The organism is Paracoccus sp. MC1854, assembly GCF_014164635.1.
Taxonomy (GTDB): Bacteria; Pseudomonadota; Alphaproteobacteria; order Rhodobacterales; family Rhodobacteraceae; genus Paracoccus.
Map to the genome: position 1 here is coordinate 189,262 of NZ_JACJFU010000001.1, position 24,973 is coordinate 214,234.

General features: G+C 69.2%; 18 protein-coding genes. 10 read left to right on the plus strand and 8 right to left on the minus strand.

Going from position 1 to position 24,973, the window contains the following annotated elements:
* Nucleotides 1-41 precede the first annotated feature (41 nt).
* The gene (locus H5395_RS00930; protein ID WP_182790644.1) at nt 42-1,043 is read left to right on the plus strand and encodes a polyprenyl synthetase family protein; all 1,002 of its coding nucleotides are present in this window, start codon (nt 42-44) and stop codon (nt 1,041-1,043) included.
* Nucleotides 1,044-1,179: 136 nt separating this feature from the next.
* Here the strand turns inward: H5395_RS00930 and H5395_RS00935 are convergent, their stop codons facing one another.
* Nucleotides 1,180-2,457, minus strand: a complete 1,278-nt coding sequence (locus tag H5395_RS00935; protein ID WP_255440460.1) for an ammonium transporter — start codon at nt 2,455-2,457, stop codon at nt 1,180-1,182.
* 390 nt (nt 2,458-2,847) lie between these two features.
* Here H5395_RS00935 and H5395_RS00940 point away from each other — a divergent pair, with 390 nt between their 5' ends.
* Nucleotides 2,848-5,478, plus strand: coding sequence for a transglycosylase domain-containing protein (locus H5395_RS00940; protein WP_182790645.1), 2,631 nt, complete (start codon nt 2,848-2,850; stop codon nt 5,476-5,478).
* Nucleotides 5,479-5,540: 62 nt separating this feature from the next.
* Here the strand turns inward: H5395_RS00940 and H5395_RS00945 are convergent, their stop codons facing one another.
* Both H5395_RS00945 and H5395_RS00950 read right to left on the minus strand, forming a co-directional pair.
* The gene (locus H5395_RS00945; RefSeq protein ID WP_182790646.1) at nt 5,541-6,137 is read right to left on the minus strand and encodes a phospholipid-binding protein MlaC; all 597 of its coding nucleotides are present in this window, start codon (nt 6,135-6,137) and stop codon (nt 5,541-5,543) included.
* Nucleotides 6,127-6,861, minus strand: a complete 735-nt coding sequence (locus H5395_RS00950) for a VacJ family lipoprotein (protein WP_182790647.1) — start codon at nt 6,859-6,861, stop codon at nt 6,127-6,129. The genes H5395_RS00945 and H5395_RS00950 overlap by 11 nt, the downstream gene beginning before the upstream one ends.
* Nucleotides 6,862-7,033: 172 nt before the next feature.
* Here H5395_RS00950 and H5395_RS00955 point away from each other — a divergent pair, with 172 nt between their 5' ends.
* From H5395_RS00955 to hflX, 6 genes are all read left to right on the plus strand, one after another.
* Nucleotides 7,034-8,779, plus strand: coding sequence for a type I secretion system permease/ATPase (locus tag H5395_RS00955; RefSeq protein WP_370576326.1), 1,746 nt, complete (start codon nt 7,034-7,036; stop codon nt 8,777-8,779).
* Nucleotides 8,776-10,209, plus strand: coding sequence for an HlyD family type I secretion periplasmic adaptor subunit (locus H5395_RS00960; protein ID WP_182790648.1), 1,434 nt, complete (start codon nt 8,776-8,778; stop codon nt 10,207-10,209). Before H5395_RS00955 ends, H5395_RS00960 begins: the two co-directional genes overlap by 4 nt.
* Before the next feature lie 95 nt (nt 10,210-10,304).
* Nucleotides 10,305-11,678 carry a Trk system potassium transporter TrkA gene (gene trkA / locus H5395_RS00965; protein ID WP_182790649.1) on the plus strand — a complete coding sequence of 458 codons (1,374 nt, stop codon included), beginning with the start codon at nt 10,305-10,307 and terminating at the stop codon, nt 11,676-11,678.
* Nucleotides 11,678-13,303, plus strand: a complete 1,626-nt coding sequence (locus H5395_RS00970; RefSeq protein ID WP_182790650.1) for a potassium transporter TrkG — start codon at nt 11,678-11,680, stop codon at nt 13,301-13,303. Before trkA ends, H5395_RS00970 begins: the two co-directional genes overlap by 1 nt.
* A 297-nt stretch (nt 13,304-13,600) precedes the next feature.
* Entirely contained in the window at nt 13,601-13,834 is a 234-nt protein-coding gene (hfq, locus tag H5395_RS00975) for an RNA chaperone Hfq (RefSeq protein WP_020949330.1), read from the plus strand.
* Entirely contained in the window at nt 13,835-15,238 is a 1,404-nt protein-coding gene (gene hflX, locus H5395_RS00980) for a GTPase HflX (protein WP_182790651.1), read from the plus strand.
* Between the two features lie 145 nt (nt 15,239-15,383).
* Here hflX and H5395_RS00985 read toward each other — a convergent pair whose 3' ends face one another.
* The 5 genes from H5395_RS00985 to dusB all read right to left on the minus strand — a co-directional run bounded on the left by H5395_RS00985 (nt 15,384) and on the right by dusB (nt 22,603).
* Nucleotides 15,384-16,772, minus strand: coding sequence for a sigma-54 dependent transcriptional regulator (locus tag H5395_RS00985; protein ID WP_182790652.1), 1,389 nt, complete (start codon nt 16,770-16,772; stop codon nt 15,384-15,386).
* Complete coding sequence (locus H5395_RS00990) at nt 16,769-19,033, minus strand: ATP-binding protein (RefSeq protein WP_370576328.1); 2,265 nt, start codon at nt 19,031-19,033, stop codon at nt 16,769-16,771. The genes H5395_RS00985 and H5395_RS00990 overlap by 4 nt, the downstream gene beginning before the upstream one ends.
* An 83-nt stretch (nt 19,034-19,116) precedes the next feature.
* Nucleotides 19,117-20,487, minus strand: a complete 1,371-nt coding sequence (locus H5395_RS00995; RefSeq protein WP_182790653.1) for a sigma-54 dependent transcriptional regulator — start codon at nt 20,485-20,487, stop codon at nt 19,117-19,119.
* The gene (locus H5395_RS01000) at nt 20,487-21,584 is read right to left on the minus strand and encodes a nitrogen regulation protein NR(II) (protein WP_182790654.1); all 1,098 of its coding nucleotides are present in this window, start codon (nt 21,582-21,584) and stop codon (nt 20,487-20,489) included. Before H5395_RS01000 ends, H5395_RS00995 begins: the two co-directional genes overlap by 1 nt.
* Entirely contained in the window at nt 21,581-22,603 is a 1,023-nt protein-coding gene (dusB, locus tag H5395_RS01005) for a tRNA dihydrouridine synthase DusB (RefSeq protein WP_182790655.1), read from the minus strand. Before dusB ends, H5395_RS01000 begins: the two co-directional genes overlap by 4 nt.
* Nucleotides 22,604-22,954: 351 nt before the next feature.
* Between dusB and H5395_RS01010 the strand changes: the two genes are divergently transcribed.
* Together H5395_RS01010 and H5395_RS01015 are read left to right on the plus strand one after the other, a co-directional pair.
* Nucleotides 22,955-24,337, plus strand: coding sequence for an L-serine ammonia-lyase (locus H5395_RS01010; protein WP_182790843.1), 1,383 nt, complete (start codon nt 22,955-22,957; stop codon nt 24,335-24,337).
* A 97-nt stretch (nt 24,338-24,434) separates the two neighbouring features.
* Nucleotides 24,435-24,929 carry a hypothetical protein gene (locus H5395_RS01015; RefSeq protein ID WP_182790656.1) on the plus strand — a complete coding sequence of 165 codons (495 nt, stop codon included), beginning with the start codon at nt 24,435-24,437 and terminating at the stop codon, nt 24,927-24,929.
* The last annotated feature ends 44 nt before the right edge of the window (nt 24,930-24,973 follow it).

Below are 24,973 nucleotides of genomic sequence, written 5' to 3' on the forward strand. Positions count from 1 at the left end.
TCCACGACATGGCAAGGGGCGCGACGAAAAGGGGTGCTCTCATGGGTGTGAACGAAACCGTGGCGAAACCGCTGGACCTCCTGGCCGCACTGCTGGCCGAGGACATGAGGGCGGTGGACGCCCTGATCCGCAGCCGGATGGAAAGTCGCCACGCCCCGCGCATCCCCGAGGTCACGGCACATCTGGTCGGCGCCGGCGGCAAGCGCCTGCGGCCCCTTCTGACCATCGCCGCCGCCCGCTTGCTGGGATATCAGGGCACGCATCACCAGTTGCTGGCCGCGACGGTCGAGTTCATCCACACCGCGACCCTGCTGCATGACGACGTGGTGGACGAAAGCCGCCAGCGGCGGGGCCGTCCGACCGCGAACCTGCTGTGGGACAACAAGTCCAGCGTGCTGGTCGGCGATTACCTTTTCGCCCGCAGCTTCCAGTTGATGACCGAGACCGGCAACATGCGGGTCATGTCGATCCTGTCGAACGCCTCGGCCGTGATCGCCGAAGGCGAGGTGCTGCAACTGACCGCCGCGCAGGACCTGAAGACCGACGAGGACATCTACCTGCAGGTCGTCCGCGGCAAGACCGCCGCGCTGTTTTCCGCCGCGACCGAGGTCGGCGGCGTGATCGCGGGCGGCACCGATGCGCAGGTGCAGGCGCTTTACGATTACGGCGACGCGCTGGGGATCGCCTTCCAGATCGTCGATGACATCCTCGATTACAGCGGCACGGCCGAGGTCATCGGGAAAAATATCGGTGACGACTTCCGCGAGCGCAAGCTGACGCTGCCGGTCATCAAGGCGGTGGCCAAGGCCGACACCGGGGAACGCGCCTTCTGGCAGCGCACCATCGAGAAGGGCGACCAGCGGGACGGCGACCTTGAGCAGGCGCTGTCGATCCTGGCCCGGCACGGCGCCATCGAGGCGGCGCGGGCCGATGCGCTGGACTGGGCCGCGCGCGGGCGCAAGGCGCTGCAGGCGCTGCCGGAGGGAGAGATCCGCGGGCTGCTGGCGGATCTTGCGGATTTCGTGGTCGCGCGGGTGGCGTGAAGATGGGGGCTTTGCCCCCGGCCTTCGGCATGAATGGGTCCCACCCCCATTCATCCCAGGATATTTGAACGAAGAAGAACCCGCTCATGAGAAAGGCCCGGCACGGCGACCGGGCCTTGTCGGTTGGCGGTCTGCCTCAGTTATAGGCGTTCTCGCCGTGGGTCGTCAGGTCGAGACCCTGCCGCTCGTCACTGGCGGGGACGCGCAGGCCGAGGGTCATGCGGATCAGGTGCGCCGCGGCAAAGGACACCGCGCCCGACCAGGCGATGCAGAGGATGACGCCCAGCGCCTGCACCCAGACCTGCGGACCCATCGCATAGCCCTCCAGCCCCGTGCCGCCCAGCGAGGGCGCGACGAAGACCCCGGTCAGGATGGCGCCCACGATGCCGCCCACGCCGTGGATGCCGAAGACGTCAAGGCTGTCGTCGATCCCGATGCGCCGCTTCAGCGAGACCACCACCCAGAGGCAGGCAAGCCCTGCCACGATCCCGATCGCGATCGCGCCCATCGGACCCACGAAGCCCGCCGCCGGGGTGATCCCGACCAGCCCCGCGATGGCGCCCGAGACCCCGCCCAGCAGCGAGGGATGCCCGCGCATGACCCACTCGCCCCCGGCCCAGGCCAGCGCCGCCGCCGAGGTCGCCACGACCGTGTTGATGATGGCCAGCGCCGTCAGCCCGTTGGCTTCGAGGTTGGACCCTGCGTTGAAGCCGAACCAGCCGATCCACAGCAGGCAGCCGCCGATCATCGTCATGGAAAGGTTGTGCGGCGCCATCGGCTCGCGCCCATAGCCGAGGCGCGGCCCCGCGACCATCGCCGCGACCAGCCCGGCCACGCCCGCATTGATGTGGATGACGGTGCCGCCCGCGAAGTCCAGCGCGCCATGGGCGAACAGGTATCCGCCGCTCCACCAGACCATGTGGGCCATCGGCAGGTAGGACAGGAAGAACCAGATCGTGACAAAGGCGAGGATGGCGGGGAACTTCAGCCGCTCGGCCGTGGCCCCGACGATCAGCGCGGGCGCGATGCAGGCAAAGGCCATCTGGAAGGCCACAAAGGCGTATTCCGGGATCTGGACGCCCGCCGTGAAGGTGTCGACCAGCGAACCCGGGGTGACGCCGGCCAGGAAGGCCTTGCCCAGACCGCCGATGAAGGGGGTCAGCGGGCCTGCCGCATCCCCCTCGGCCCCGGTGAAGGCCAGCGAATAACCGGCGACGACCCAGAGGATCGACATGATCGCGAAGACCGACAGCACCTGCATCAGCACCGACAGCACGTTTCGCGACCGCACCAGCCCGCCGTAGAACAGCGCGAGTCCCGGCAGCGTCATCATCATCACCAGCACCGCCGAGATCATCACCCAGGCCGTGTCGCCCTTGTCCATCACGGGCGCAACCTGTGCCAGGACGGGCATCGCGCTGGCGGCCAGGAAGGCCAGAGCAAGCGCCGCGCCGGTGGTGCATGGTTTGCGGAAGGCTCTTGTTCCATGGCCCGCAGGCCGTGCGCTCGAAAGGGGTAAGATCTGGCTCATCGGCATGTCCTCGTCGCTTGCGGCAGGCCATTGCGCCGGCCCGCCCATGAGCCCGATCACGCGGCAACTGCCCGTTCCGCGTCCAGCAGCAGGCGGATTTCGGCCGGCATCAGGCGGGTTCTGCCCGCCATTCCGGCAGATTTTGCGGAAAATGCGCGATAAAACGGCAGGTCACGTCTGGGTGCGCAGGCCCAGGCGCCGTGTTCTCAAGCGAGGGCAACTGCTATATGTGGGCGGACGAAAAGGCCGGGAAACGGCCCATTGGATGCAGGCATGAAGAAACCCGACAAGCCCCGGCGCCTTGCCGCCGACCGGCGCTATGCCGCCCCCTCTGACGCACAGGCGCCCTCGGGCGGCGGGCTGCCGCCGCAGCAGGCGCAGCGCCGCGCCCCGCCCAAGCGTCCGGCCCGGCGCGGCAACTTCGTCACACGCGGCGTTGCCGGCACGGTGTCGCTGTTCTGGCGCGTTGTCTGGGGCTCGTTCTGGCGGACGGGCGCGACGCTTGCACTGATCCTCGGGCTGACGGTCGCCTATTACTATTCCACCCTGCCCGACCCGCAGGCACTGTTCGACGGACGCGCCCGCGGATCAGTCACGATGCTGGACCGCGACGGCCGCGTCTTCGCCTGGCGCGGGGAAACCTACAACACCACTAGCGGCGACCAGATCGCGCCGGTGCTGCGCAACGCCGTGGTCGCGACCGAGGACAAGCGTTTCTTCAGCCACCTCGGGGTGGACCCGCGCGGCATCGCCAGCGCCATTCGCATCAACATGTCCGAAGGCCGAGGCCCGCTTGAAGGCAACGGCGGCTCGACCATTACCCAGCAGGTGTCGAAGCTTCTGTGCCTCGGCGAAGAATTCGACCCCATCAAGTGGAAGTCCGAGGCCGAATACGAGGCCGACTGCCGCAAGTCCTCGCTGTGGCGCAAGGTCAAGGAAGTCCCCTACAGCTTGGCGATGGAAGCCCGGTATTCCAAGGACGACATCCTCAACATCTACATGAACCGCAGCTACCTGGGCGCCGGCGCCCGCGGCTTCGAGGCGGCGGCGCAGCGCTATTTCGGCAAGTCCGCGGCCGAGGTGAACGCGGCCGAGGCGGCGATGCTGGCCGGCCTGCTGAAGGCGCCCAGCTATTTCGCGCCGACTTCGAACCTGCAACGTTCGCAGGACCGGGCGAACCTGATCCTCGGCCTGATGCACGAACAGGGCTACCTGGACGACGTGCAGCTGACCGAGGCCCGCGCGAACCCCGCCGTCCTGTCGCGTGCAGCCGCTGCCCGTGCAGGCGGCTACTTCGCCGACTGGGTGATGGAATCCGGCCCCGGATTTCTGACCTCGGAAACGACCGAGGACGTGACCATTACCACCACCTTCGACCAGACCGTGCAACGGCAGGCCGAACGGGCGCTGAAGCGCATCTTCGACGAGAAGGTGAAGGACGGCTCCAAGGCGCAGGCGGCGGTCGTCGTGATGTCGGCGGACGGGGCAGTGCGGGCGATGATCGGAGGGCGGGAAACCACCACGGTCGGCACCTTCAATCGCGCGACCCAGGCCAAGCGGCAGACCGGCTCGGCCTTCAAGCCCTTTGTCTTCGCGGCGGCGCTGGACCAAGGCTATTCGCCCAACGATACGATCCTGGACGCGCCGATCACAATTCACATCAAGGGCTCGAAGCCCTGGACGCCCAAGAACTATACCCGCAACCACATGGGCGAGATCACCCTGACCACGGCGATATCGAAGTCGATCAACACCTCGACCATCCGCCTGCAGGAAGCCGTGGGCCGCGACAACGTCCGCCGGGTGGCACGGGACTTCGGCTTTGCCAATGACATCATGGCCAGCCCCTCGATGGGCCTCGGCGTCGCGGAAACCACGCTGCTGGAGATGACCGGGGCCTATGCGGGTATCCGCAACGGGGGCACGGCGGTGCGCCCCTATGGCCTGATCGAACTGCGGATCAAGGGCAACGACAATCCGCTGATCGGGCAGATCGGCGGCATGGGCCAGCGGGTGATTTCTCCCAAGGCCGCGTCCGAGCTGATCTGGATGATGCAGCAGGCGGTGGAAAACGGCACCGGCGGCCGCGCCAAGCTGCCGGGGCGCGAGGTGGCGGGCAAGACCGGGACGACCTCGTCCTATCGGGACGCATGGTTCATCGGCTTCACCGAGCAGTATGTGACCGGCGTCTGGATGGGCTATGATGACAACACGCCGCTGCAGGGCGTGACCGGCGGCGGCCTGCCGGCCGAGATCTGGCAGGCGGTGATGGCCGAGATCCACGAGGGTCTGCCCGCCAATCCACTGGGTGTGATCGCGCCTGACGGCGCGGGCAACCTGATCGTGGCCAGCGACATCGTTTCGGCCGATGCCGACGACCCGCTGGCCGCCGCGCTGGCGCAGGCGGTGGCAGCGGCGCAGCCGGTGGACGGCCGCGTGGCCGATGTGGCCCTGCCCGGCGATGCGACGGGGATGCCGGTCGATGCCGCGCCGATCGTCACGACCTCGCCCGACGGCAGCGTGGACCCGCTGGCCGCCGCCTTGGCCGAGGCGATGGGACAGCCCGAGCCCGCGCCCGAGCCGGTGTTCTTCGCCGAACCCGCGCCCTCGGCACCGCCGCCTGCCCCGGTTCCGGCCCCCGTGCCGGTCCGGTCCGGCCCGATCACCGAAGCGGGGGACAACCCGGCTCCGCCGTCCGAGCCTGCCCCTTCGCCGCCGCCACGCACCGCGGCCGCAACGGTCAGCAGTTCGGACCGGCCGTCCGGCGCCCCCGGCAATGTCGCCATCGAGGCCGCGGTCGCGGAAGCAGGCGCCTCGCCGCCCGCCCCTGCCGATCTGGCAAGCGACGCATCAGCCGACGATGCGCTGATGCAGGCGTTGCGGGGCATTCCCGGGCTGAACTGATCCGGCCCCGTACATGGAAAAGCCTCGTCGCTGCGGGGCTTTTCCTTTTCGCTCGGGAAGCCTCAGCCCAGTTGCCGCAGGTCCCTGATCAGCGCGTCCATGTCGCCGCGGCGGCGGGCCAGCATGGCGCCGATCTCCTCACGTTCCGAGGCCAGCATGTTCACGCCCTCGATGATCAGGTTGAAGAAGCGCGGCTGCCCGGTCTTGTCCGAAATGTGCCACTCGACTTCCATCGGGCTGCGGCCGTTCAGATGGGCCGTCGAACTGACCGCCCAGAAGGACTTGAGCGGCCGAGCCGCCCCCACCTCGATGCGCGAGCCGAGGAATTCCTGAAAGCGCCGGCCGTATTTGCGGGCGATATAGCCCGTCATCGCCTCGCGGTACTCGCGGAAGTTCGCGGCCTCCATCTGCCGCGCCGCCGGTCCCAGCGCCGAGCGGGCAATGGCGTCGATGTCGGCGCGCTTGGCGAAGATCGTCTCGAAGGCCGCGAAAAGCTGCGCCGGCGGCTGGCCCGAGTTGACCACCGCCAGCACCTCGTCCACCGCGCGGCGGATCGAGGCCGAGGCCTCATGCGCGGTCATCGCCTGCGCCGGCGTCACGGCCATCGCGCCGCCCATCGCAAGAAGTCCCAGGAACCCGCGTCGGGTGCTATTCGGCATATGGGTCAATGGCGTCCTCTTCCTGCTTCAGCTCGTAGCGGCGGTGCTGCGTGTAAAGCAGCCGCGTCTGGGCGTAACTGTCGGCACTTTCATGCAGGACCGAGTCCACCGTCGAGCCGAATCGCCCCCGCTCACCGGCTTTTGAGACGACCCGCGCCGCCGTTCCCGCCAGCTTCTGCTCGTCGGTCAGGACGTTGTCCAAGGGATCGATCAGCAGGAAATCGACGACCTTGCCGGCAAGGTCGCGCTGATTCGACGGCCCCAGCAGCGGCAGTTCCAGATAGGCGCCGGCGGGCACGCCCCAGACATGCAGCGTCTCGCCGAAGTCGGTGTCGATCTCGGGCAGACCGAATCCTTCGCCTGCCGGATCGAGGATTCCCCCGACTCCCACCGTGCTGTTGACCGCGAAGCGAAAGCCGTTGTGGATCGCCGGTCCCGGCCGGCCCTGCAGCAGGCTGTTGACCACCTTGCCGGGCAGCGACAGGTTGGCGCCGAAGTTTCCAACCATTTCAATCGGACCGGGGGGCCGGGTTTCTAATTCGGGCCGGGGCGCTGCGTCCCTTGGCATGGCCCCTGCCACCGGTCGCAGCACCCTGGCGTCCAGCGCCTTGTTGAAGGCATGGACCCGGCGGTTCATCGGCTCGTAAGGATCGGGGATCCCGCCCGGCGGGGCGGCGGCGCAGCCGGCAAGACACAGGGCCAGCGTGACCAGGGCTGCGCGCATCAATCTCTCCTTAATATCCATCGGCGAAGCTTGGCTCATCAAGGATGGGATTCGCGGGCCGGACCTGTCTGAACGGTTCGGAACGGGATAGACAGCGCGCCTTGCGCCGGCAACGGTGGTTGGTGCAACGGGGTAAATGGCGGCTGTTCGCCGCGCATGGACAGGACAGGTGATGGTCCGGACGACATCTGCAATGCATGACGGGTATGCCGAACTGCGCGCGGCGCGCGGCGGCAATCTGGGGCTGGTCGCGGCGGTGGCCGTGTTCTCGGTCGCGGTGAACCTGCTCAACCTGACCGGCCCGCTGTTCATGATGCAGGTCTATGACCGGGTGCTGGGCAGCGGCTCGGTCCCGACGCTGGTGGCGCTGTTCGGGCTGGTGGCGTTCCTGTTCCTGATGATGGGGCTGATCGACCTCGCCCGCGGCCGGGTCATGGCCCGCGTGGCAATGCGCTTTCAGGAGCGTATCCAGAACCGGGTCTTTCAGGCGGCGCTGGCCGAGGGGGCGGTGACAGGGCAGACGGCCTCGGCCCAGGCGGGGCTGCGCGACCTTGAGGCGGTGCGGCAGATGATGGGTTCGCCGGTGCTGATGGCGCTGTTCGACTTGCCTTGGGCACCGGTCTTTCTGGCGGGGCTTTACCTCTTCCATCCGGTCATGGGGATCGTGGCGACGCTGGGGGCCGTGATCCTGGTGATCATCACCTGGCTGAACCAGTCGATGACCCGCCGGCCGCTGCAGCAGGCGATGGCCGCGGGCCAGACCGCCGACCGCGCCGCTGATCTTTATCGGGACGAGGGTGAGTTGATCGGCGCCATGGGGATGCGCGGGGCGGCCTTCGGCCGGTGGCGCCGCTTCCGCGACCGCTCGGCCGAGGCGACCATCGCGGGCAGCGACCGGGGCTTGGGCTTCTCGGTGTTCTCCAAGACCTTCCGGCTGTTCCTGCAATCGGCGCTGCTGGCAGCGGGCGCCTGGCTGGTGCTGCGGCAGGAACTGACGCCGGGCGCGATGATCGCGAGTTCCATCCTGATGGGTCGGGTGCTGGCGCCGGTGGAACAGATCGTCGGCGGCTGGGCGTCGGTCCAACGGGCGGTGGACGGCTGGAAGCGGTTGGGCGAACTGCTTTCGCGCCGCCCGCCGCAGCCGCAGCGCACGCCCCTGCCGCGCCCTGCCGCGCGGCTGGATGTCTCGAACCTGACGGTGGTGCCGCCGGGACAGAACGCGGCCACCCTGCGGGGCGTCAGCTTCACGCTGGAACCCGGCCAGGCGCTGGGGGTGATCGGGCCATCGGGCGCGGGAAAGTCGACTTTGGCGCGGGCGCTGATCGGGGCATGGCCCGCGGCGGGCGGCTCGATCCGGCTGGATGGCGCGACGCTGGAACAATACGACCCGGACGTGCTTGGCGCGCTGATCGGCTATCTGCCGCAGCAGGTCACGCTGTTCGACGGCACTATCGCCGAGAACATCGCCCGCCTGTCGGAACGCCCCGACCCCGACGCCATCGTCCGCGCCGCGACGGCGGCCGCCGCGCACAAGATGATCCTCGACCTGCCGCAGGGCTATGACACGCCGCTGTCGCAGGCTGGCGGGCGGCTTTCAGGCGGGCAGATCCAGCGCGTCGGCCTTGCCCGCGCCCTTTACGGCGAGCCGGTGCTGTTCGTCCTGGACGAGCCGAACTCGAACCTCGACAACGAGGGGTCAGAGGCGCTGAACCTCGCCATCCGCTCGATCAAGGCGCGGGGCGGCGCGGTCATCATCATGGCCCACCGCCCGGCCGCCATCGCGGAATGCGAGATGCTGCTGGTGATGGAACAGGGGATGCGACGCGCCTTCGGGCCGCGCGACGAGGTGTTGCGCTCGACCGTCCGCAACGCCGAAACGATCACCCGCACCCGAGGCGCGGGCGGAGGTGTGACATGACCCGTAAACCCGCGAAGGCGGCCGGCCCCGCCCGCATCGGCGTCGCGCCCGTCGGCACCATCGAGGATGCCGGGCCCCGCCGCGCTGCGCGCCCTTCCGCGCCGCCGCCCCCCGCCCCCGCTCCGCCGCGCCCTGAGGGGAACAACTGGTCGGCGCGCGGGGCGCTGATCCTGGGACTGGCGGCCATGATCCTGCTGGTCGGGGGCTTCGGCGGCTGGTCCGTGGCCTCGCGCATCGCCGGCGCCGTGGTCGCGCCCGGCCAGGTCGAGGTGGAACAGCACCGCCAGGTCGTCCAGCACCTCGAAGGCGGCGTGGTCGAGGCGATCCCCGTGCGCGAGGGTCAGACCGTCGAAGCGGGCGAGGTGCTGATCCGTCTTGACGGCACCCTGCTGCGAACGGAACTGGCCATCGTCGAGGGCCAGTATTTCGAGATTCTCGCCCGCCGCGGCCGGCTGGAGGCCGAGCGCGCCGACAACCCCGAGATCACCTTCCCCGAGGAACTGGTGCAGATTTCCGCCACCCGGCCCGATGTCGCGGCGATGATGCAGGGGCAGACCCAGCTTTTCCAAAGCCGGCTGGACACGCTCAGGCAATCCACCGATCAGCTTGACCAGCAGGCCCAGCAGGTCCGCAACCAGATCGAGGGCATCGACGCGCAGATCGCCGCACTGCGCATCCAGCGCGACCTGATCCAGGAAGAACTGACCGACCAGCAGAGCCTTTTCGATCGGGGTCTGGCGCAGGCAACGCGCGTGCTGTCGCTGGAACGCGAGGCCGCACGGCTGGACGGGCAACTGGGCGAGACGCAGGCGATGCGTGCCCAGGGCGAGACGCGCCTGACCGAGATCGGCATCACCCGGCTGAAAGAGGCCGCCGAGCGCCGCGAGACCGCCGAAACCGAGCTGCGCGACATGGGCTACCGCGAACTGGAACTGGCCGAACGCAGGCGCTCGCTGGCCGAGCAGATCGCGCGGCTGGACATCCGGGCGCCGGTGTCGGGCATCGTCCACCAGTTGCAGGTGACGACCCCGCGCGCAGTGATCCGGCCCGCCGACCCGGTGCTTTACCTGATCCCGCAGGATCGCCCGCTGGTGATCGCGGCCCGCATCCCCCCCATCAACATCGACGAGGTGTCCGTGGGGCAGGACGTGGTGCTGCGCTTCTCGGCCTTCTCCAGCCGCACGACGCCCGAGATTCACGGCACGCTGAACCGCGTCTCGGCCGATGCCGTGACCGATCAGGCGACGCAGATGCAGTATTACCGCGCCGAGGTGACGATCCCGCCCGCCGAAAGCGACAAGCTGGGCGATCTGTCCCTGATCCCAGGGATGCCGGTCGAGGTCTATATCCAGACCGGCGAGCGCAGCCCGCTCGCCTACCTGATGAAGCCGCTGAGCGACTATTTCACCCGCGCCTTCCGCGAGGAATAGCACAGGCCAGCAACCGGGGCGCACAACGCTTCCCATTGCCGGGCGAACCGCCGGGGCCTATGGCTGCAAGCTGACGTTCACCGCGGGACAGGCTCATGCGGATCATCATCTGCGGTGCTGGACAGGTCGGCTGGCAGATCGCGCGGCAGCTTTCGGGCGAGCGACACGACGTCGTGCTGATCGACCGCGACGAGCGGCTGATCCAGCAGGTCAACGACGCGCTGGACGTGCGGGGCATTGCCGGCCACGCCAGCCACCCCGACGTGCTGGACAGCGCCGGGGCCGCCGACTGCGACCTGCTGATCGCCGCCACCGCCAGCGACGAGGTCAACATCGTGTCGTGCGAGATCGCGGCGGCGCTGTTTTCCGTCCCCCGCCGAATCGCCCGGCTGCGGGCGCCGGCCTACATGCGGCCTGAATATGCCGATCTCTACCAGGCGCAGAACCTGTCCATCGACGTGGTCATCAGCCCCGAACAGGAGGTCGCCGCCGCGGCGCTCTCGCGGCTGGACGCGCCGACGACATTCGACACGGAAACCTTCATGGACGGGCGCGTGAGGCTGCTCGCCATGGCGCTGACGGACAACTGCCCGATCCTGAACACGCCGCTCAGGCATCTGGACCAGACCTTCTGGGGCTTGCGCGCCGTCGTGGTCGGGCTGCGGCGCGGCGGCCGGTTCTTCGCGCCCGAGCCGTATGACCAGTTGCACGCGGGCGACCGCGCCTATGTGGTCACGCCCGAGGAGGACGTGGCCCGCACCCTCGACATCTTCGGCCTGCCCGCGCGCCCGATCCGCCGGGTCGTCCTGATCGGCGCGGGCAACATCGGCCGCGCCGTGGCCCATGTTCTGGACAACAGCCCCGAGGTCACGCTGCGGCTGATCGAGGCCGACCGCGAGCGAGCCGAGGTCGCGGCCGAGCGGCTGCGCCGCGCGGTCGTGCTGCACGGCGACGGCATGTCGATCGACCTGATGGCCGAGGCGGGGGTGCCAAAGGCCGACGCGGTGCTGACGCTGACCGCCAACGACCATGTCAACATCCTTGCCGCCGTTCGGGCGCGGCAAGCGGGCGCTGGCATGGTGGTGGCTCTGATCAACGACCCCTCGCTGCTGCCCCTGGCCTCATCCCTCGGGATCGACGCCCAGATCAGCCCGCGTGCCGTCACCGTGTCGAGCATCCTGCGTCACATCCGCCGCGGTCGAGTCCGCGACGTCTATGCCTTGGGCGATGCCGAGGCCGAACTGATCGAGGCGCAGGTGCTGCCCGGCTCTCCGCTCGCCGGACAGGCGGTGCGCGACCTCGAACTGCCGAAAGGGGCGCTGATCGCCGCCATCGAGAAGCCCGGCGCGCTGCTGAAGCCGCGGCCCGACACCCGGCTGGACCCCGGCGACCTGGTGCTGATCTTTGCGCTGTCGGGCGACATCGAGGAGGTCGAGCGTCTGCTGCAGGTCTCGGCCGACTGGTTCTGATGGGCTGGCTCGCCCGCCTGCCCGTGCTGGTCATCGCCGGGCTGGCCGTTGGGCTGGCGATGCTGATTCCCGCCGCCCATGCCGAGGCCATCGGCGACCGCCGCATCGCCGCCATCTTCGCAGGCTCGGCCGCGGGCGCGCTGGTGCTGGGCGCGATGCTGGCGCTGGCGACGGCCGCCACGCCCGCCTCCGCGCCCTCGCGCGGGGTGCTGGGCACGCTTCTCGGCGTCTATGCCGGGCTGCCGCTGGTCTGCGCCTTCCCCTTTGCCCTGGTCATGCCCGACACCGGCCTGTTCAACGCCTGGTGGGAGATGCTGTCCTGCCTGACCACCACCGGCGCCACGCTTTATGCGGCCGACCTGGTAGCCCCGACGCTGCACCTGTGGCGCGGCCTCGTGGGCTGGCTGGGCGGGCTGTTCATCCTTGTCGCCGCGATCGCCCTTATGGCGCCGGTGCGCGTGGGCGGGTTCGAGATCATGGACCGCGCCACCGGCGCGGATGAACGGTTCGAGCGGCTGGGCGGCGGCTCCGGGCTGCCCCCGGACCGGGACCATGCCGCCCATCTCGGCGACCCGGCCTTGCGGCTGATCCGCTGGGGCCTTGCCATTGCGCCGCTTTACGCGGGTGCGACCGGGGCGCTGTGGCTGGGGCTGATGATGACCGGGGACCATGCGCTGAACGCGCTGATCCGCGCCATGGGGACCCTGTCCACCAGCGGCGTCGGCCTTGACGCGCGGCCCGTCGGCGCCAGCGGCGGCATGGCGGCCGAGGCGCTGGTCGCCGCCTTCATGCTGACCGCCCTGACCCGCCGCGCCTGGCCGGGCGGGGGCGAGTTGCAGGTCACCCGCCGCTTGCGCCACGATCCCGAGTTGCGCGTCGCCGCAGGACTGGTGGCGCTGGTGATGCTGACGCTGGTGCTGCGCCCTTTCATCGGCGCCTTCCTGGAAGACGTCCAGCCGGTGACCACGCCCGAGCCGGCGGCCCCGAACCTTGCCGGCGGGTTGGCCCGCGCGGCCGGGGCCGCCTGGGGCAGCCTGTTCACGGCGCTGTCGTTCCTGACCACGACCGGCTGGACCTCGATGCACTGGGAAGGGGCGCGGGCCTGGGCGGGGCTGTCGGCGCCGGGGCTGATGCTGGCGGGTCTGGCCATCATGGGGGGCGGCGTCGCCACCACCGCAGGGGGCGTCAAGCTGCTGCGGGTCTTTGCGCTGGCGCTGCATGCAAGGCGCGAACTGGACAAGATCGTCCACCCCGCCTCGGTCGCGGGCGGCAGTCCCGTGATCCGGCGGCTGAGGGGTCCGGGAGCCTACCTGTCCTTCATCTTTTTCATGGTTTTCGCACTGTCCGTCGTGCTGACCATCGCGCTGGTGTCATTGCGGCCCGTTGCCTTCGAGACGGCGACGATCCTCAGCGTCGCCGCCCTGACCAATACCGGCCATCTGGCCGAGGCGATCCCGCTGACCCCCGTTTTCGACGGCAGCGCCGGGATCGCGGGGGCGCCCTGGCAGGGCTGGGCCGGGCTTGCCCCCTTCACCAAGGCCGTGCTTGCGGCAGCCATGGTGGCCGGGCGGCTCGAGATGCTGGCGATTCTCGCCCTGCTGACTCCCGGCGCCTGGCAGCGCTGACAGGAGAAGATGCCCCAAGGGTTGCGGAAGAACATCGCCCCTTGCCTGCCCGGCTGGCCTTGAACCGGACTTGGGGCTGAAGCTCGGCTCCGGCGGCACTCCTTATCTGGATCGGTGACGTGACCGGCCAGGTGGAAGGCGGCGGTATCGCGGCCTATTCTCGCCGGTCCGCCCGACGATGGCGCAGCGTGGCGAAAGGGAAACACCTGTGGCGCATTTCCCTGCCCGCCTTGTCACATTGCAAAGGATGACCTTAATGTGAACACAATGCCGCAATAACAAGAAAAGGTGTCCCGCATGGCCGGCGACAAGCAGAACCTTCAAGACGCCTTCCTGAACCATGTCCGAAAGGCCAAGGTGCCGGTCACGATCTTCCTGATCAACGGCGTCAAGCTGCAGGGCGTCATTACCTGGTTCGACAATTTCTGCGTCCTGCTGCGCCGCGACGGCCAGTCGCAGCTGGTTTACAAGCACGCGATCTCGACCATCATGCCGGGCCAGCCCATCAGCCTGTACGAAGGCGAGGACTGAGTGGCCGAGCCACAGGCGACCGAAACGCGGCCCACGCCCGCCTTCGTCATACACCCCGACCTCGGCTCGCGCCGCGACCAGCGCCGCACGCCCGAGCTTGCGCTTGAGGAAGCGGTGGCGCTGGCCCGCGCGCTGCCGGCGATCGAGGTCGTCGGCAGCGGTGTAACCAAGCTGCGCAACCCTTCGCCGGGGATGCTGTTCTCATCCGGCAAGCTCGAGGAACTGGGCGAGGCGATCCATGCGGCCGAGACCGAGCTGGTCCTGATCGACGGCCCCGTGACCCCGGTCCAGCAGCGGAACCTGGAAAAGCATTGGGACGTGAAGATCCTGGACCGCACCGGACTGATCCTTGAGATCTTCGCCGACCGCGCGCGGACGCGGGAAGGCGTGCTGCAGGTGGAACTCGCGGCGCTGTCCTATCAGCGCACGCGGCTGGTGCGCGCCTGGACCCACCTTGAACGCCAGCGCGGCGGCTTCGGCTTCGTCGGCGGCCCCGGCGAGACTCAGCTCGAGGCCGACCGCCGCGCCATCGACGACCAGATGGTCCGCCTGCGGCGGCAACTGGAACGGGTGACGCGCACCCGCAGCCTGCATCGCGCCGCCCGCGCCAAGGTGCCCTATCCTATCGTTGCCCTTGTCGGCTACACCAACGCCGGCAAGTCCACGCTGTTCAACCGCCTGACCGGGGCCGAGGTGCTGGCGGAAAACATGCTGTTCGCCACGCTGGACCCGACGATGCGGGCGATCCACCTTCCTGCCGCCGACGGCGAAGCGCGGGGCCGCCGGATCATCCTCTCGGACACCGTGGGCTTCATCTCGGACCTGCCGACGGAACTCGTCGCCGCCTTCCGCGCCACGCTGGAGGAGGTGCTGGAGGCCGACCTGATCCTGCATGTCCGCGACATCAGCCACCCCGAAACCGAGGAGCAGGCGGGAGATGTGGGCGACATCCTCGACAGCCTCGGCGTGGATGAGGACGTGGCGCTAATCGAGGTCTGGAACAAGATCGACGCGCTGTCCGACGAAACCCGCGCCGCCCTGCGCCGCACGGACGCCCGCCGCGCCGATGTGCAGGCGGTCAGCGCGCTCACGGGCGAGGGCCTGCCGGACCTCATCGCCGCCATCGACCAGCGGTTGTCCGAGGTTCTGGACGAACCGCGCGAGCCGGGCGTGGTGACGCTGTCTCACGCCGAGGGCCGCCGCCGCGCCTGGCTGCACGAGGCCGGCGTCGTGGAAAGCGAGGAGCAGACCGAGGAAGGGCCTCGCCTCAATGTCCTCTGGACCCGCCGCCAGCAGACGGCCTTCGACGCCCTGAGTGGCGAGATGGCTCGCACGGAACCAGACGACGATGACGACGATCCGCCCCCACGCATGGGCGGATGGGACCCTCTGGCCAAGGATTGAAGCCGGATCGGGGGCCAGCCCCCGAACCCCCGGGATATTTGCAGCCGAAAGACAAAGCCCGCAAAAGGCTAATGCTGCGTCTTTCGGCCCTAAATATCCCCGCCGGAGGCGTCGGAGCGGGGATGCCGGCACGGTGTCCGAAGGCCTATTTCGCCATCACCTCGTCCTCGACCCGCATCCCGCCCACGACGCCCAGCGACTTGAGCTTGCGGTGCAAGGCCGACCGCTCCATCCCCACGAACTGCGCAGTGCGGCTGATGTTGCCGCCGAAGCGGTTGATCTGCGCAAGCAGGTATTCCCTCTCGAAGAGCTCCCGCGCCTCGCGCAAGGCAAGCGCAGTGATCTGGGGACCCAGCGCCAGCGCCTCGCCGTTGTCGGGGGTCGCACCCTGGGGCTCCAGTTCCGCGGGCTGGATCGGGCCGCTGCCCTCGCCCAGGATCAGCACGCGCTCGATCACGTTGCGCAGCTGGCGGATGTTGCCGGGCCAGCGCATCGCCTGCAGGGCGGCAATGCTGTCATCGGGCAGGGCGCGCAGCGGCAGGGCCTGACTCGCGTGGAACTGCTCGATAAAGTGGCGGGCGAGTTCGGCGATGTCCTCGCGCCGTTCCGCAAGGCCGGGCACCTGCACGGGGACCACGTTCAGGCGGTCGTAAAGCTCCTGCCGGAAGCGGCCGGCGGCGATCTCGCTGCCAAGATCGCGGTTGGTCGAGGAGATCACCCGCAGGTCCACCCGCACCCGGTCGCTGCCGCCCGCGCGGGTGAACTGCTGTTCGGTCAGCACCCGCAGGATCTTGGGCTGGGTGCCCAGCGGCATGTCCGCCACTTCATCAAAATAGATCACGCCGCCATGGGCCTGTTCCAGCAGGCCCGGCTCGATCCCGCGTTCGGGCGTCTCGCGGCCGAACAGCACTTCCTCCATGCGCTCGGGTTCGATGGTGGCACAGGGGACGGCGACGAAAGCGGCCTCGGCGCGGGGCGACTGGGCGTGGATATAGCGGGCGGCCAGTTCCTTGCCGGCGCCCGGCTCGCCCGTCAGCATCACCCGACCGTTCGACTTGGCGACCTTGTCGAGATTGTCGCGCAGCCGCCGGAAGGCGGCGGAATGGCCCAGCATCTCGGTCGCCGCGACCTCGCGCCGGCGCAACTGGCTGTTTTCGCGGCGCAACCGGCTGGTCTCCATCGCCCGGGTGATCACCACCATCAACTGGTCGATATTGAAGGGCTTTTCGATGAAGTCATAGGCCCCCTGCTTGATCGCCGCGACCGCGATCTCGATGTTGCCGTGCCCCGAGATGATGACCACCGGCACCGAGGGATTGTTGCGCTTGACCTGCTTGAGGATGTCGATCCCGTCCATCCGGCTGTCCTTGAGCCAGATGTCCAGGATCATCAGCGCCGGTTCCTCGGCATTGATCGCGGCCAGCGCCTCGTCGGCATTGGCGGCGGTGCGGGTCTTGAAGTCCTCGTCGCCCAGGATGTCGGCGATGAGTTCGCGGATGTCGCGCTCATCGTCCACGATCAGGATGTCGCTCATGTGCCTGTCGCCTCTTCGAGTTTATGTTTGCGCGGATGGGCCAGCCGCACGGGCTGGCGTTCGCGGGGCAGTCTGACTTCGGCCATCGCACCGCGATGGCCGGTGGCGTCGGGGGGCGCATCGGTCAGCACAAGGCTGCCGCCATGCTCCTCGACGATCTTCTTGACGATGGGCAGTCCCAGCCCGGTGCCGCCCTGCTTCAGGGTCACGTAAGGCTCGAACAGCCGGGCGCGGTCCTCGGGCAGACCCACGCCGTTGTCGCAGATGCGGATCGTCACCGCGTCGGGACGGGCATCCAGCACGACCTCGACGCGGGGGGTCCAGTCGCCCGCCGGGCGGTCGCGCACCGCCTCGCCCGCGTTCTTCAGCAGGTTGGTGAAGACCTGCCCCATCATGCCCGGGTCGCAGTCCACGATCACCGGACCCGCGGAAATCTCGGTCGAGATGTCGCCCTCAACCGCGTCCTTCTGCAGCACCACCGCCTCGCGCAGCAGCGCGGCGATGTCCGTTTCGCTGCGGTCGGGATCGGGCATCCGGGCGAAGCGGCTGAACTCGTCCACGATCCGGCGCAGGTCGTTGGTCTGGCGGATGATGACATCGGTATATTGGGCCAGCGCCTCGCGGTCCTCGTCCGAACTCGCCAGCTTGCCGAACTTGCGCCGGATGCGTTCCGCCGAAAGCTGGATGGGCGTCAGGGGGTTCTTGATCTCATGCGCGACGCGCCGGGCCACGTCGCCCCAGGCGGCCATGCGTTGGGCCGTCACCAGTTCCGTCACGTCGTCGAAGGCGATCACATAGCCCGCGACGGACCCGTCCTCGGCCTGCCGCGCGGCCATGCGCACCAGCAGGCTTTCGATGCGGCCGTCGCGGTGCAGCCGCACCTCGTCCTGCACGCTGTCGGCGACCGATCCCTGCAGCCGCGCGAACAGGGGGCCGAACTCGGGCACCACGTCCAGCAGCGGCTGGTCCTCGGCGGAAGGATCAAGTCCCAGCAGCCGCAGCGCCGAGCGGTTGACGAAGTCGATCCGCTGATCGTCCCCCAGCCCGATCACCCCCGCCGTGACCGAGGTCAGCACGCTGTCGAACAGCCGCCGCTGTTCATCCGTCACGCGATAACTTTCGACCAGCGCGACCCGCTGCTGCTTCAGCGCCTGGGTCATGCGGTTGAAGCTTTGGCCCAGCGTCTGGATCTCGTCGCCGGTGTCCGGCTCGGGCACCTGCACGTCCAGGTTCCCCTCGCCCACCTGTTCGGATGCCGCCGCCAGCCGACCGATGGGACGGGCGAGCCGTTCGGCGAACCACAGCCCCAGCCAGATCGCTCCGGCCACCAGCAGCAGCGCAAAGCCGAGGTAAAGCAGCGAGAACTCGAACAGTACCCGGCTGCGGGTGCGTTCAAGCTGCTGGTACTCGCCCACCGTGGCGCGGGTGTCGTCGAGCAGGCCCAGCAGGTCGCCGTCCACGTCGCGGGTGACATAAAGGTAACGGTTCGGCAGCCGGTCGAGATGGACAAGTGCACGGAACTCGTTGTTCTGCCAGTCCTCGACCAGCAGCGTGCCATCCCGGTCGGCGGCAAGGAACTGCGCCTCGGAGGGCTGCTCATACCAGAAGCGGTAGCTGCGGTCGCCGCGTGCGCGGATCGCGCCGGTCGCGTCGATGACATAGGCTTCCCGCAACCCGCGCTGGATCAGCGCCTGCCCGTCCGTCAGCACGGCGCGGATGGTGCCGTCGTCCAGAAAGGGCAAGGCGCGGGCGCCGTCGTTCAGCACGCGGGCCAGAAGCTGGGCATCCTCGGCCAGATCATGGCGGTGTTCGTCCTGATAGGCCTCGGCCGCCGACAGCGAGGTGGCGACCACCTGCTGCACCCGTCCCGAGAACCAGCCCTCAAGCCCGATGTTGACAGTCAGCCCGGCAAACAACGCGACCAGCACCGTCGGGAACAGCGCCAGTGCGGTGAAGACGCCGACCAGCCGCATGTGCAGCCGCGACCCGGCGGCGGCCGACTTGCGCGCGGTCAGGATGGCGGCCATGCGCGCGCCGACCACGCCCGTCAGCAGCAGGATGTAGATGAGATCGGCCAGGAAGATCAGCCGCAGCCCGGTGCTGGCCGTATGCTGGCTGAGCGGGCCCATGACGACATAGGTCGCGACCGCCAGCACCGGCCCCAGCACAGCCAGGAACAGCGTGGCCGCGGTGCGGACGCGTCGCTGCCGGCGCAGCCGCGCCAGCCGTTCCCAAGGTCGCCCCGCGATTGCGTGTGCCACCGTGTCTGCCTCGCCTCGGTCGCCGCTGTGTCGCGGCTTCTTGTTGCACAGGCGTTACGCGATCCTGTGTCTCTGTGACCGTTTTACATCAGGCGACGGCGCCGTGTCACCTCGATATTCAGGTCGTTCACTTTCTTGCGAAGCGTGTTCCGGTTGATCTGCAGAAGATCGGCGCACCGCAGTTGGTTTCCGTTGCACGCGTCCAGCGCGATCTGGATCAGGGGACGTTCAACCTCACGCAGAATTCGCTCGTAAAGGCCGGGGGGCGGAAGCTGGTCGCCATGCAGGTCGAAATAGCGTTGCAGATGCTGCTCGACCGCTTCGGACAACGGTCGCGAGGGGTCGATGCGGGGCGAGGTGACGCGCGCCCCCGGTGCAGGCAGGGCGGCCGCGACATCCTCGGCCCCGATCCGGGGATCTTGGGCTGTCAGGGCGAGGCGGCGCAGCAGGTTGTCAAGCTCGCGCAGGTTACCGGGAAAGGGATAGGCGCGCAGGGCCTCCAGCGCGTCGTCCGACAGCGCGGCATTCCCGTGCCCCACGCGGTCCAGCATCAGCCGCGCCAGCGCCGGCAGGTCGTCCAGACGCGCCCGCAGCGGCGGCACCATCACCACCATGCCCGCCAGCCGGTAATAAAGGTCGGGCCGCAGCCGTCCCGCCTCGGCATCGCCCTCGGGGTCAGGGCCGGTCGTGGCAACCAGTCGCGCCGCGTGGGCGCGGTCGGGGCCGCTTTCGGCGGATTCGATCAGGCTGGCAAGGCGGGCCTGCAGTCCCGGCTCCATCGCCGCAGCATCCTCAAGAATCAGGGTGCCGCCCTGCGCCTCGGCCAGCCGGACGGCAAGCGCCTCGGCGCTGTCCACCGAACCTAGCCGGACCAGCGGGCCGCCGCGGCGGTCGCTGAGTTCGTGCAATGCCTGCGCCAGCGTGCTGCGGCCCGCCCCCGGCTCTCCCGCGACCACGACGGGCAGATCGGTGTTGACGATCCGCGCCACGCTGCGGAACAGCGCCTGCATCACCGGCGTGTGGCCGATGAGCGAGATTCTCTGCGGCATGGAGGCAGGCGGCTCGGCCACCGCGTCGGGTTCGCGGCGCTTGCGGCGTTCGAGGCCCGCCCGCACCCGCGCCATCAGGTCCGGCAGGTCAAAGGGCTTGGGCAAGTAGTCGAAGACCGCCGCTTCCGTCGCCCGGATCGCCGTCACGATCGAGTTCTGCGCCGAGATCACGATCACCGGCAGGTCCGCCCGGGCGCGGGAAATCGAGGGGATCATGTCCAGCCCGTTGCCGTCAGGCATCATCACGTCGGTCACGACCAGATCGCCCGTCCCGTCCTCGACCCAGCGCATCAACTGGCCGAGGCTGCCGGTCGCATGGACCCGGCAACCCGCCCGCGTCAGCGCCTGCGTCAGCACGGTGCGGATGGTGCGGTCGTCGTCCGCGATCAATACGGTTCCATCCATCAGGGGTCTCCTTTTCCGGCGAGCGGCAGGGATAGGCGAAACAGGGTGCGGCCGGGGCGGCTGTCCACGCGGACCAAGCCGCCATGCTCGGTCACGATCTTGCTGACGAGAGCGAGGCCGAGGCCTGTGCCGTTCTCGCGCCCTGAGACGAAGGGTTCGAAAATCTGGTCGGCGATGGCTTCGGGGATGCCGGGGCCGTTGTCCTCGACCTCGACCCGCAAGCCCAAATGGGCGCCCTCCGGCGTCCGCGACTCGCCGTCAAAGGCGGTGCGAAGGCGGATCAGCGCGGGACCGCCGTCAGCGGCGGGGGCCTCGCGGGCCAGAGCCTCGGCGGCGTTGCGCAGAAGGTTCAGGACGACCTGCATGATGCGGCTCGGATCAACCAGCGCCGGCGGCAGCGAAGGGTCATAATCGGTGACGATGCGCGGCGCAGTCCCGCCCAGCGCCATGCTGCGGCGGGCGCGGTCGAGGATGTCATGGATGTTCACCGGCTGAAGCTGGGGGCGCGAGGTATCGCCGAAACGCTCGACCTCCTCCAGCAGGGCGACGATGCGGCGGCTTTCGGCCACGATCAGGTCGGTCAGCTCCCGGTCCTCGGGGCCGAGGCCCTCGGACAGAAGCTGCGCCGCGCCGCGGATGCCGGCGAGCGGATTCTTGATTTCATGCGCCAGCATTTCGGCCATGCCGATGGCGCTGCGGGCGGCGCGGCGGGGCAAGACGTTCTCGGCCTCGGGCTCGGGCCGGATCAGGGCGACGACCCCGCCACCCGGCAGCGCGGTCAGGTGCAGGCCAGCGCGGCGCGCGGTCCAGCCGCCCGCGCGGTCGCCGATCTGGAAGCGGACGCAGGGATGCACCGCCTCGCCGACACTCGCCGCCTGCGCGACAAGGGGGCCGAGTTCGGGTTCGACCCGCAGGCGGGCGAAAAGCGAGGGGTTATCGGTTCGTAGCCCGGCGACGCCCCGCGTCGAAAGGTTCAGCCACAGTTCCGCCGCCTCGTTCAGGCCGGTAAAGCGCGCCGTGGCGTCGAAAGTTGCGACCGGGATCGGCAGCGCCTCCAGCACCTCGCGGGCGTCGGGCGAGGCGAGGGCGTCAGTCATGCCGCTTGCGCCTCGGCAGGCGCATCCGAAAAGACGGCGCGGATCGCGGTGGCTGCGGCCTCGGGCGTTGCTGCGGCCATCAGCGCGGCGCGGGCGGCCGGAAGGTCGGGCAGGCCCGCCGCTTCGGCGTACCAGCCGAGATGCTTGCGGGCGACCCGCATCCCGAGGTCGCGGCCATAGTGCGACAGGATGTCGGCGTGGTGTTCCGCCACCGCATCTGCCAGCGCCGCGCCCTGCGGCACATCCGGGGCGGGAAGGCCGTGGTTCACGGCAGCGATCTGCGCCAGCCGCCAGGGCGCGCCCTGCGCACCGCGCCCGACCATCACCGCATCGGCCCCCGACAATTCGCGGGCACGGGCGGCCGAACCCGCATCCACCACGTCGCCGTTGCCGACCAACGGCAAGTCCGGCACCGCCGCCCGAACCGCCCGAATGGCGGCCCAATCGGCGCGGCCGGTGTAGAATTGCGCCCGGGTTCGCCCGTGGACCGCGATCATCCGCACGCCCGCGTCCCGCGCCCGGCGAGCGAGATCGGGAGCGTTCAGGCAGTCCGCATCCCAGCCGAGCCGCATCTTCAGGGTCACCGGCAGGTCGGGGACGGCGGCGACCACCGCCTCGACCAGCGACAGGGCGCGGTCGGGTTCCCGCATCAGCGCCGCGCCCGACAGCCCGCCCGTCACCTTGCGCGCGGGGCAGCCCATGTTGATGTCGATGATCCCCGCGCCCATGCCGGCCACGATCCGCGCGGTTTCCGCCATCGGCCCCGGTTCCCGCCCGGCGATCTGGACGCTGACGGGGACGCCGTTCTCCTCGACCATCGCCTTGGCGCGCACGGCCGCGCGGGTGGATGGGCGGGGCGTCACCATCTCGGTCGAGGCGACCATCTCGCTGACCACCAGCCCCGCCCCGTGGCGGACGACGGCACGGCGGAACGGCAGGTCGGTGATCCCGGCCATCGGGGCCAGGAACACCGGAGGGTCCAGCACGGCGGCGCCAAGGCGGATGGGTTCGTTGGTCATGGGTTCAGTTGACCTTGCAGGCAGAGGACGGAAAGCAGGCGGACGGCAGATGAGGCTGATGGCATGGGGCCGCGGCGGCATCTGCCGCGTACACCGCCGATATGCCCAATAATTAGGCAGATTGTAAATGCTGAATCAGGCAAGCGCGACGACGCACAAAGCCCGTTGTAGGCAGCGGAGGCTGGATTGGCGTCAAGCGTCGGAGCCGGGGGCTGTCTGCCCCCGCACCCCCGAGGATATTTCTACAAAGAAGAAATCTGCGGGCTTTGCCAGCCACGAAGCGGAGCCATACTGGCGCGCAAGCCGCGACACCCATAGGTTCACATGGAATCTGAGGGGGAAAGCGCAGCCATGTTCCTGTCGGTCTTCGATCTCTTCAAGGTCGGCGTCGGGCCGTCGTCCTCGCATACGATGGGGCCGATGGTAGCGGGGGCACGGTTCCTCGACCTGCTGCGGGCGGCGCGCTTCGGGGCGCATGGGCTGCGGGCCAGCCTGCACGGAAGCCTCGCCTTCACCGGCAAGGGCCATGCGACCGACCGGGCGACGATCCTCGGGCTTGCGGGCTTCACTCCCGAGACGATGGAGCGCGAGGCGGCGGATTCCGCGTTGGAACGGAACCGCCAGACCGGGCTGCTGCATCCCGAAGGCCTGGGCGAGTTGCACTTCGACCCGGAACGCGACCTGATCTTCGACTTTGACCGCCCCCTGCCCGGCCATGCCAACGGCATGATCCTGATGGCCACCGACGCGCAGGGCGACGTGATCCTGCGCGAAACCTATTATTCCATTGGCGGCGGCTTCGTGCTGACGGAATCGGAATTGGAGGACCGCGCCTCGGACCGGCGCAGCGACGCGGCGTCCAGCGTCCCCTATCCCTTCTCGACCGCCGCCCAGATGCTTGAGATGGCCGCGCAATCGGGCCTGTCCATCGCCCGGATGAAGCTGGCGAACGAGCGGGCCTGTCGCAGCGAGGCGCAGATCCGCGACGGTCTGGCCCGGATCTGGCAGGTCATGCGCGATTGCATGGACCGGGGGCTTGCGGCGGAAGGCACGCTGCCGGGCGGGCTGAAGGTCCGCCGCCGGGCGAAAGGCATCCACGAGGCCCTGCTGGCCGAACGCGGACAGAACCTGACCGCCCCCCATGTCATCAACGACTGGATGTCAGCCTATGCCATGGCGGTGAACGAGGAAAACGCCGCCGGCGGGCAGGTCGTGACCGCCCCCACCAACGGCGCGGCGGGGGTGGTGCCCGCCGTGATCCGCTACTGGCTGGATCATGTGCCCGGCGCCTCGGAACGCGACCTGGACACCTTCCTGCTGACGGCGGCGGCCATCGGGGGACTCGTCAAGCACAACGCCTCGATTTCCGGGGCCGAGGCGGGTTGCCAGGCCGAGGTCGGGTCCGCCAGCGCCATGGCGGCGGCGGGGATGGCGGCGGTGCTGGGCGGCACGCCCGAGCAGGTGGAGAACGCGGCCGAGATCGCGCTGGAACATCACCTCGGGATGACCTGCGATCCTGTCGCCGGGCTGGTGCAGGTGCCCTGCATCGAAAGGAACGGCCTGGGCGCGATCAAGGCGGTCAGCGCCGCCAGCCTCTCGCTGCGGGGTGACGGCAAGCATTTCGTGCCGCTGGATGCCGCCATCGAGACGATGCGCCAGACCGGCCGCGACATGAGCGAGAAATACAAGGAAACCTCGCTGGGGGGCCTCGCGGTCAACGTGCCGAACTGTTGACGGCGAAAGGGTGCCGTCAGGACCCGCGGATGCTTGTGCTGGTGGAACGGGCTGTCTAAGGCTGAACGCAAAACGGATACGTGGGACAGGATAGAAGATGACCTTGCGCTTTGCCCTGCTGGCGCTGCCGCTTGCGCTGGCCGCCTGTGACCAGATGCAGGATTTCCGCATGCCCTGGGACCCGCCGCCCGCCCCCGAAGCCCCTGCAGAACCCGGCCTGCCGACGATCCCCGAACCCACCGGCGCCTCGCCCACCGTGCAGCCGCTGGAGGTCGCAGGTCCCACCGCCAAGGTCTCGACCGCCGAGGCAGAGACGCTGGCGGTGACGAACCTGACCGCCGCGGGCGAGGGCTGGACGGCATCCGTCACCGGCTCGACCGCCCGCTTCCAGCCCGCGGGCGGCAATGCCAGCAACATCGATGTCCGCCGCATCCCCTATTCGGGCGGCGTCGAATATATCGGCGTCCTCGGCGGCCAGCCCTTCGTGCTGCGGGTGAACGCGCAGGACTGCGGCGGCCAGCCGCTGACCGCGACCCTGCGCGCCCGCGGCACCACGCTGCCCGGTTGCGCCACGCCTGCCAGTGCCGCCTGATCGCGGCCTGGGGCGGCAGGACCGCCCCGGCCTACCCCGCCGGA

What these genes read in the sequence shown, in the direction of transcription:
- H5395_RS00955 (WP_370576326.1), top strand. Translation starts at nt 7,034, where the DNA reads ATGGTCCGGACGACATCTGCAATGCATGACGGGTATGCCGAACTGCGC.
- H5395_RS00970 (WP_182790650.1), top strand. Translation starts at nt 11,678, where the DNA reads ATGGGCTGGCTCGCCCGCCTGCCCGTGCTGGTCATCGCCGGGCTGGCC.
- dusB (WP_182790655.1), bottom strand. Translation starts at nt 22,603, where the DNA reads ATGACCAACGAACCCATCCGCCTTGGCGCCGCCGTGCTGGACCCTCCG.
- H5395_RS01015 (WP_182790656.1), top strand. Translation starts at nt 24,435, where the DNA reads ATGACCTTGCGCTTTGCCCTGCTGGCGCTGCCGCTTGCGCTGGCCGCC.
- trkA (WP_182790649.1), top strand. Translation starts at nt 10,305, where the DNA reads ATGCGGATCATCATCTGCGGTGCTGGACAGGTCGGCTGGCAGATCGCG.
- H5395_RS00985 (WP_182790652.1), bottom strand. Translation starts at nt 16,772, where the DNA reads ATGAGCGACATCCTGATCGTGGACGATGAGCGCGACATCCGCGAACTC.
- H5395_RS00995 (WP_182790653.1), bottom strand. Translation starts at nt 20,487, where the DNA reads ATGGATGGAACCGTATTGATCGCGGACGACGACCGCACCATCCGCACC.
- H5395_RS00950 (WP_182790647.1), bottom strand. Translation starts at nt 6,861, where the DNA reads ATGCGCGCAGCCCTGGTCACGCTGGCCCTGTGTCTTGCCGGCTGCGCC.
- H5395_RS00945 (WP_182790646.1), bottom strand. Translation starts at nt 6,137, where the DNA reads ATGCCGAATAGCACCCGACGCGGGTTCCTGGGACTTCTTGCGATGGGC.
- H5395_RS01000 (WP_182790654.1), bottom strand. Translation starts at nt 21,584, where the DNA reads ATGACTGACGCCCTCGCCTCGCCCGACGCCCGCGAGGTGCTGGAGGCG.
- H5395_RS00935 (WP_255440460.1), bottom strand. Translation starts at nt 2,457, where the DNA reads ATGCCCGTCCTGGCACAGGTTGCGCCCGTGATGGACAAGGGCGACACG.
- H5395_RS00940 (WP_182790645.1), top strand. Translation starts at nt 2,848, where the DNA reads ATGAAGAAACCCGACAAGCCCCGGCGCCTTGCCGCCGACCGGCGCTAT.
- H5395_RS01010 (WP_182790843.1), top strand. Translation starts at nt 22,955, where the DNA reads ATGTTCCTGTCGGTCTTCGATCTCTTCAAGGTCGGCGTCGGGCCGTCG.
- H5395_RS00960 (WP_182790648.1), top strand. Translation starts at nt 8,776, where the DNA reads ATGACCCGTAAACCCGCGAAGGCGGCCGGCCCCGCCCGCATCGGCGTC.
- hfq (WP_020949330.1), top strand. Translation starts at nt 13,601, where the DNA reads ATGGCCGGCGACAAGCAGAACCTTCAAGACGCCTTCCTGAACCATGTC.
- H5395_RS00930 (WP_182790644.1), top strand. Translation starts at nt 42, where the DNA reads ATGGGTGTGAACGAAACCGTGGCGAAACCGCTGGACCTCCTGGCCGCA.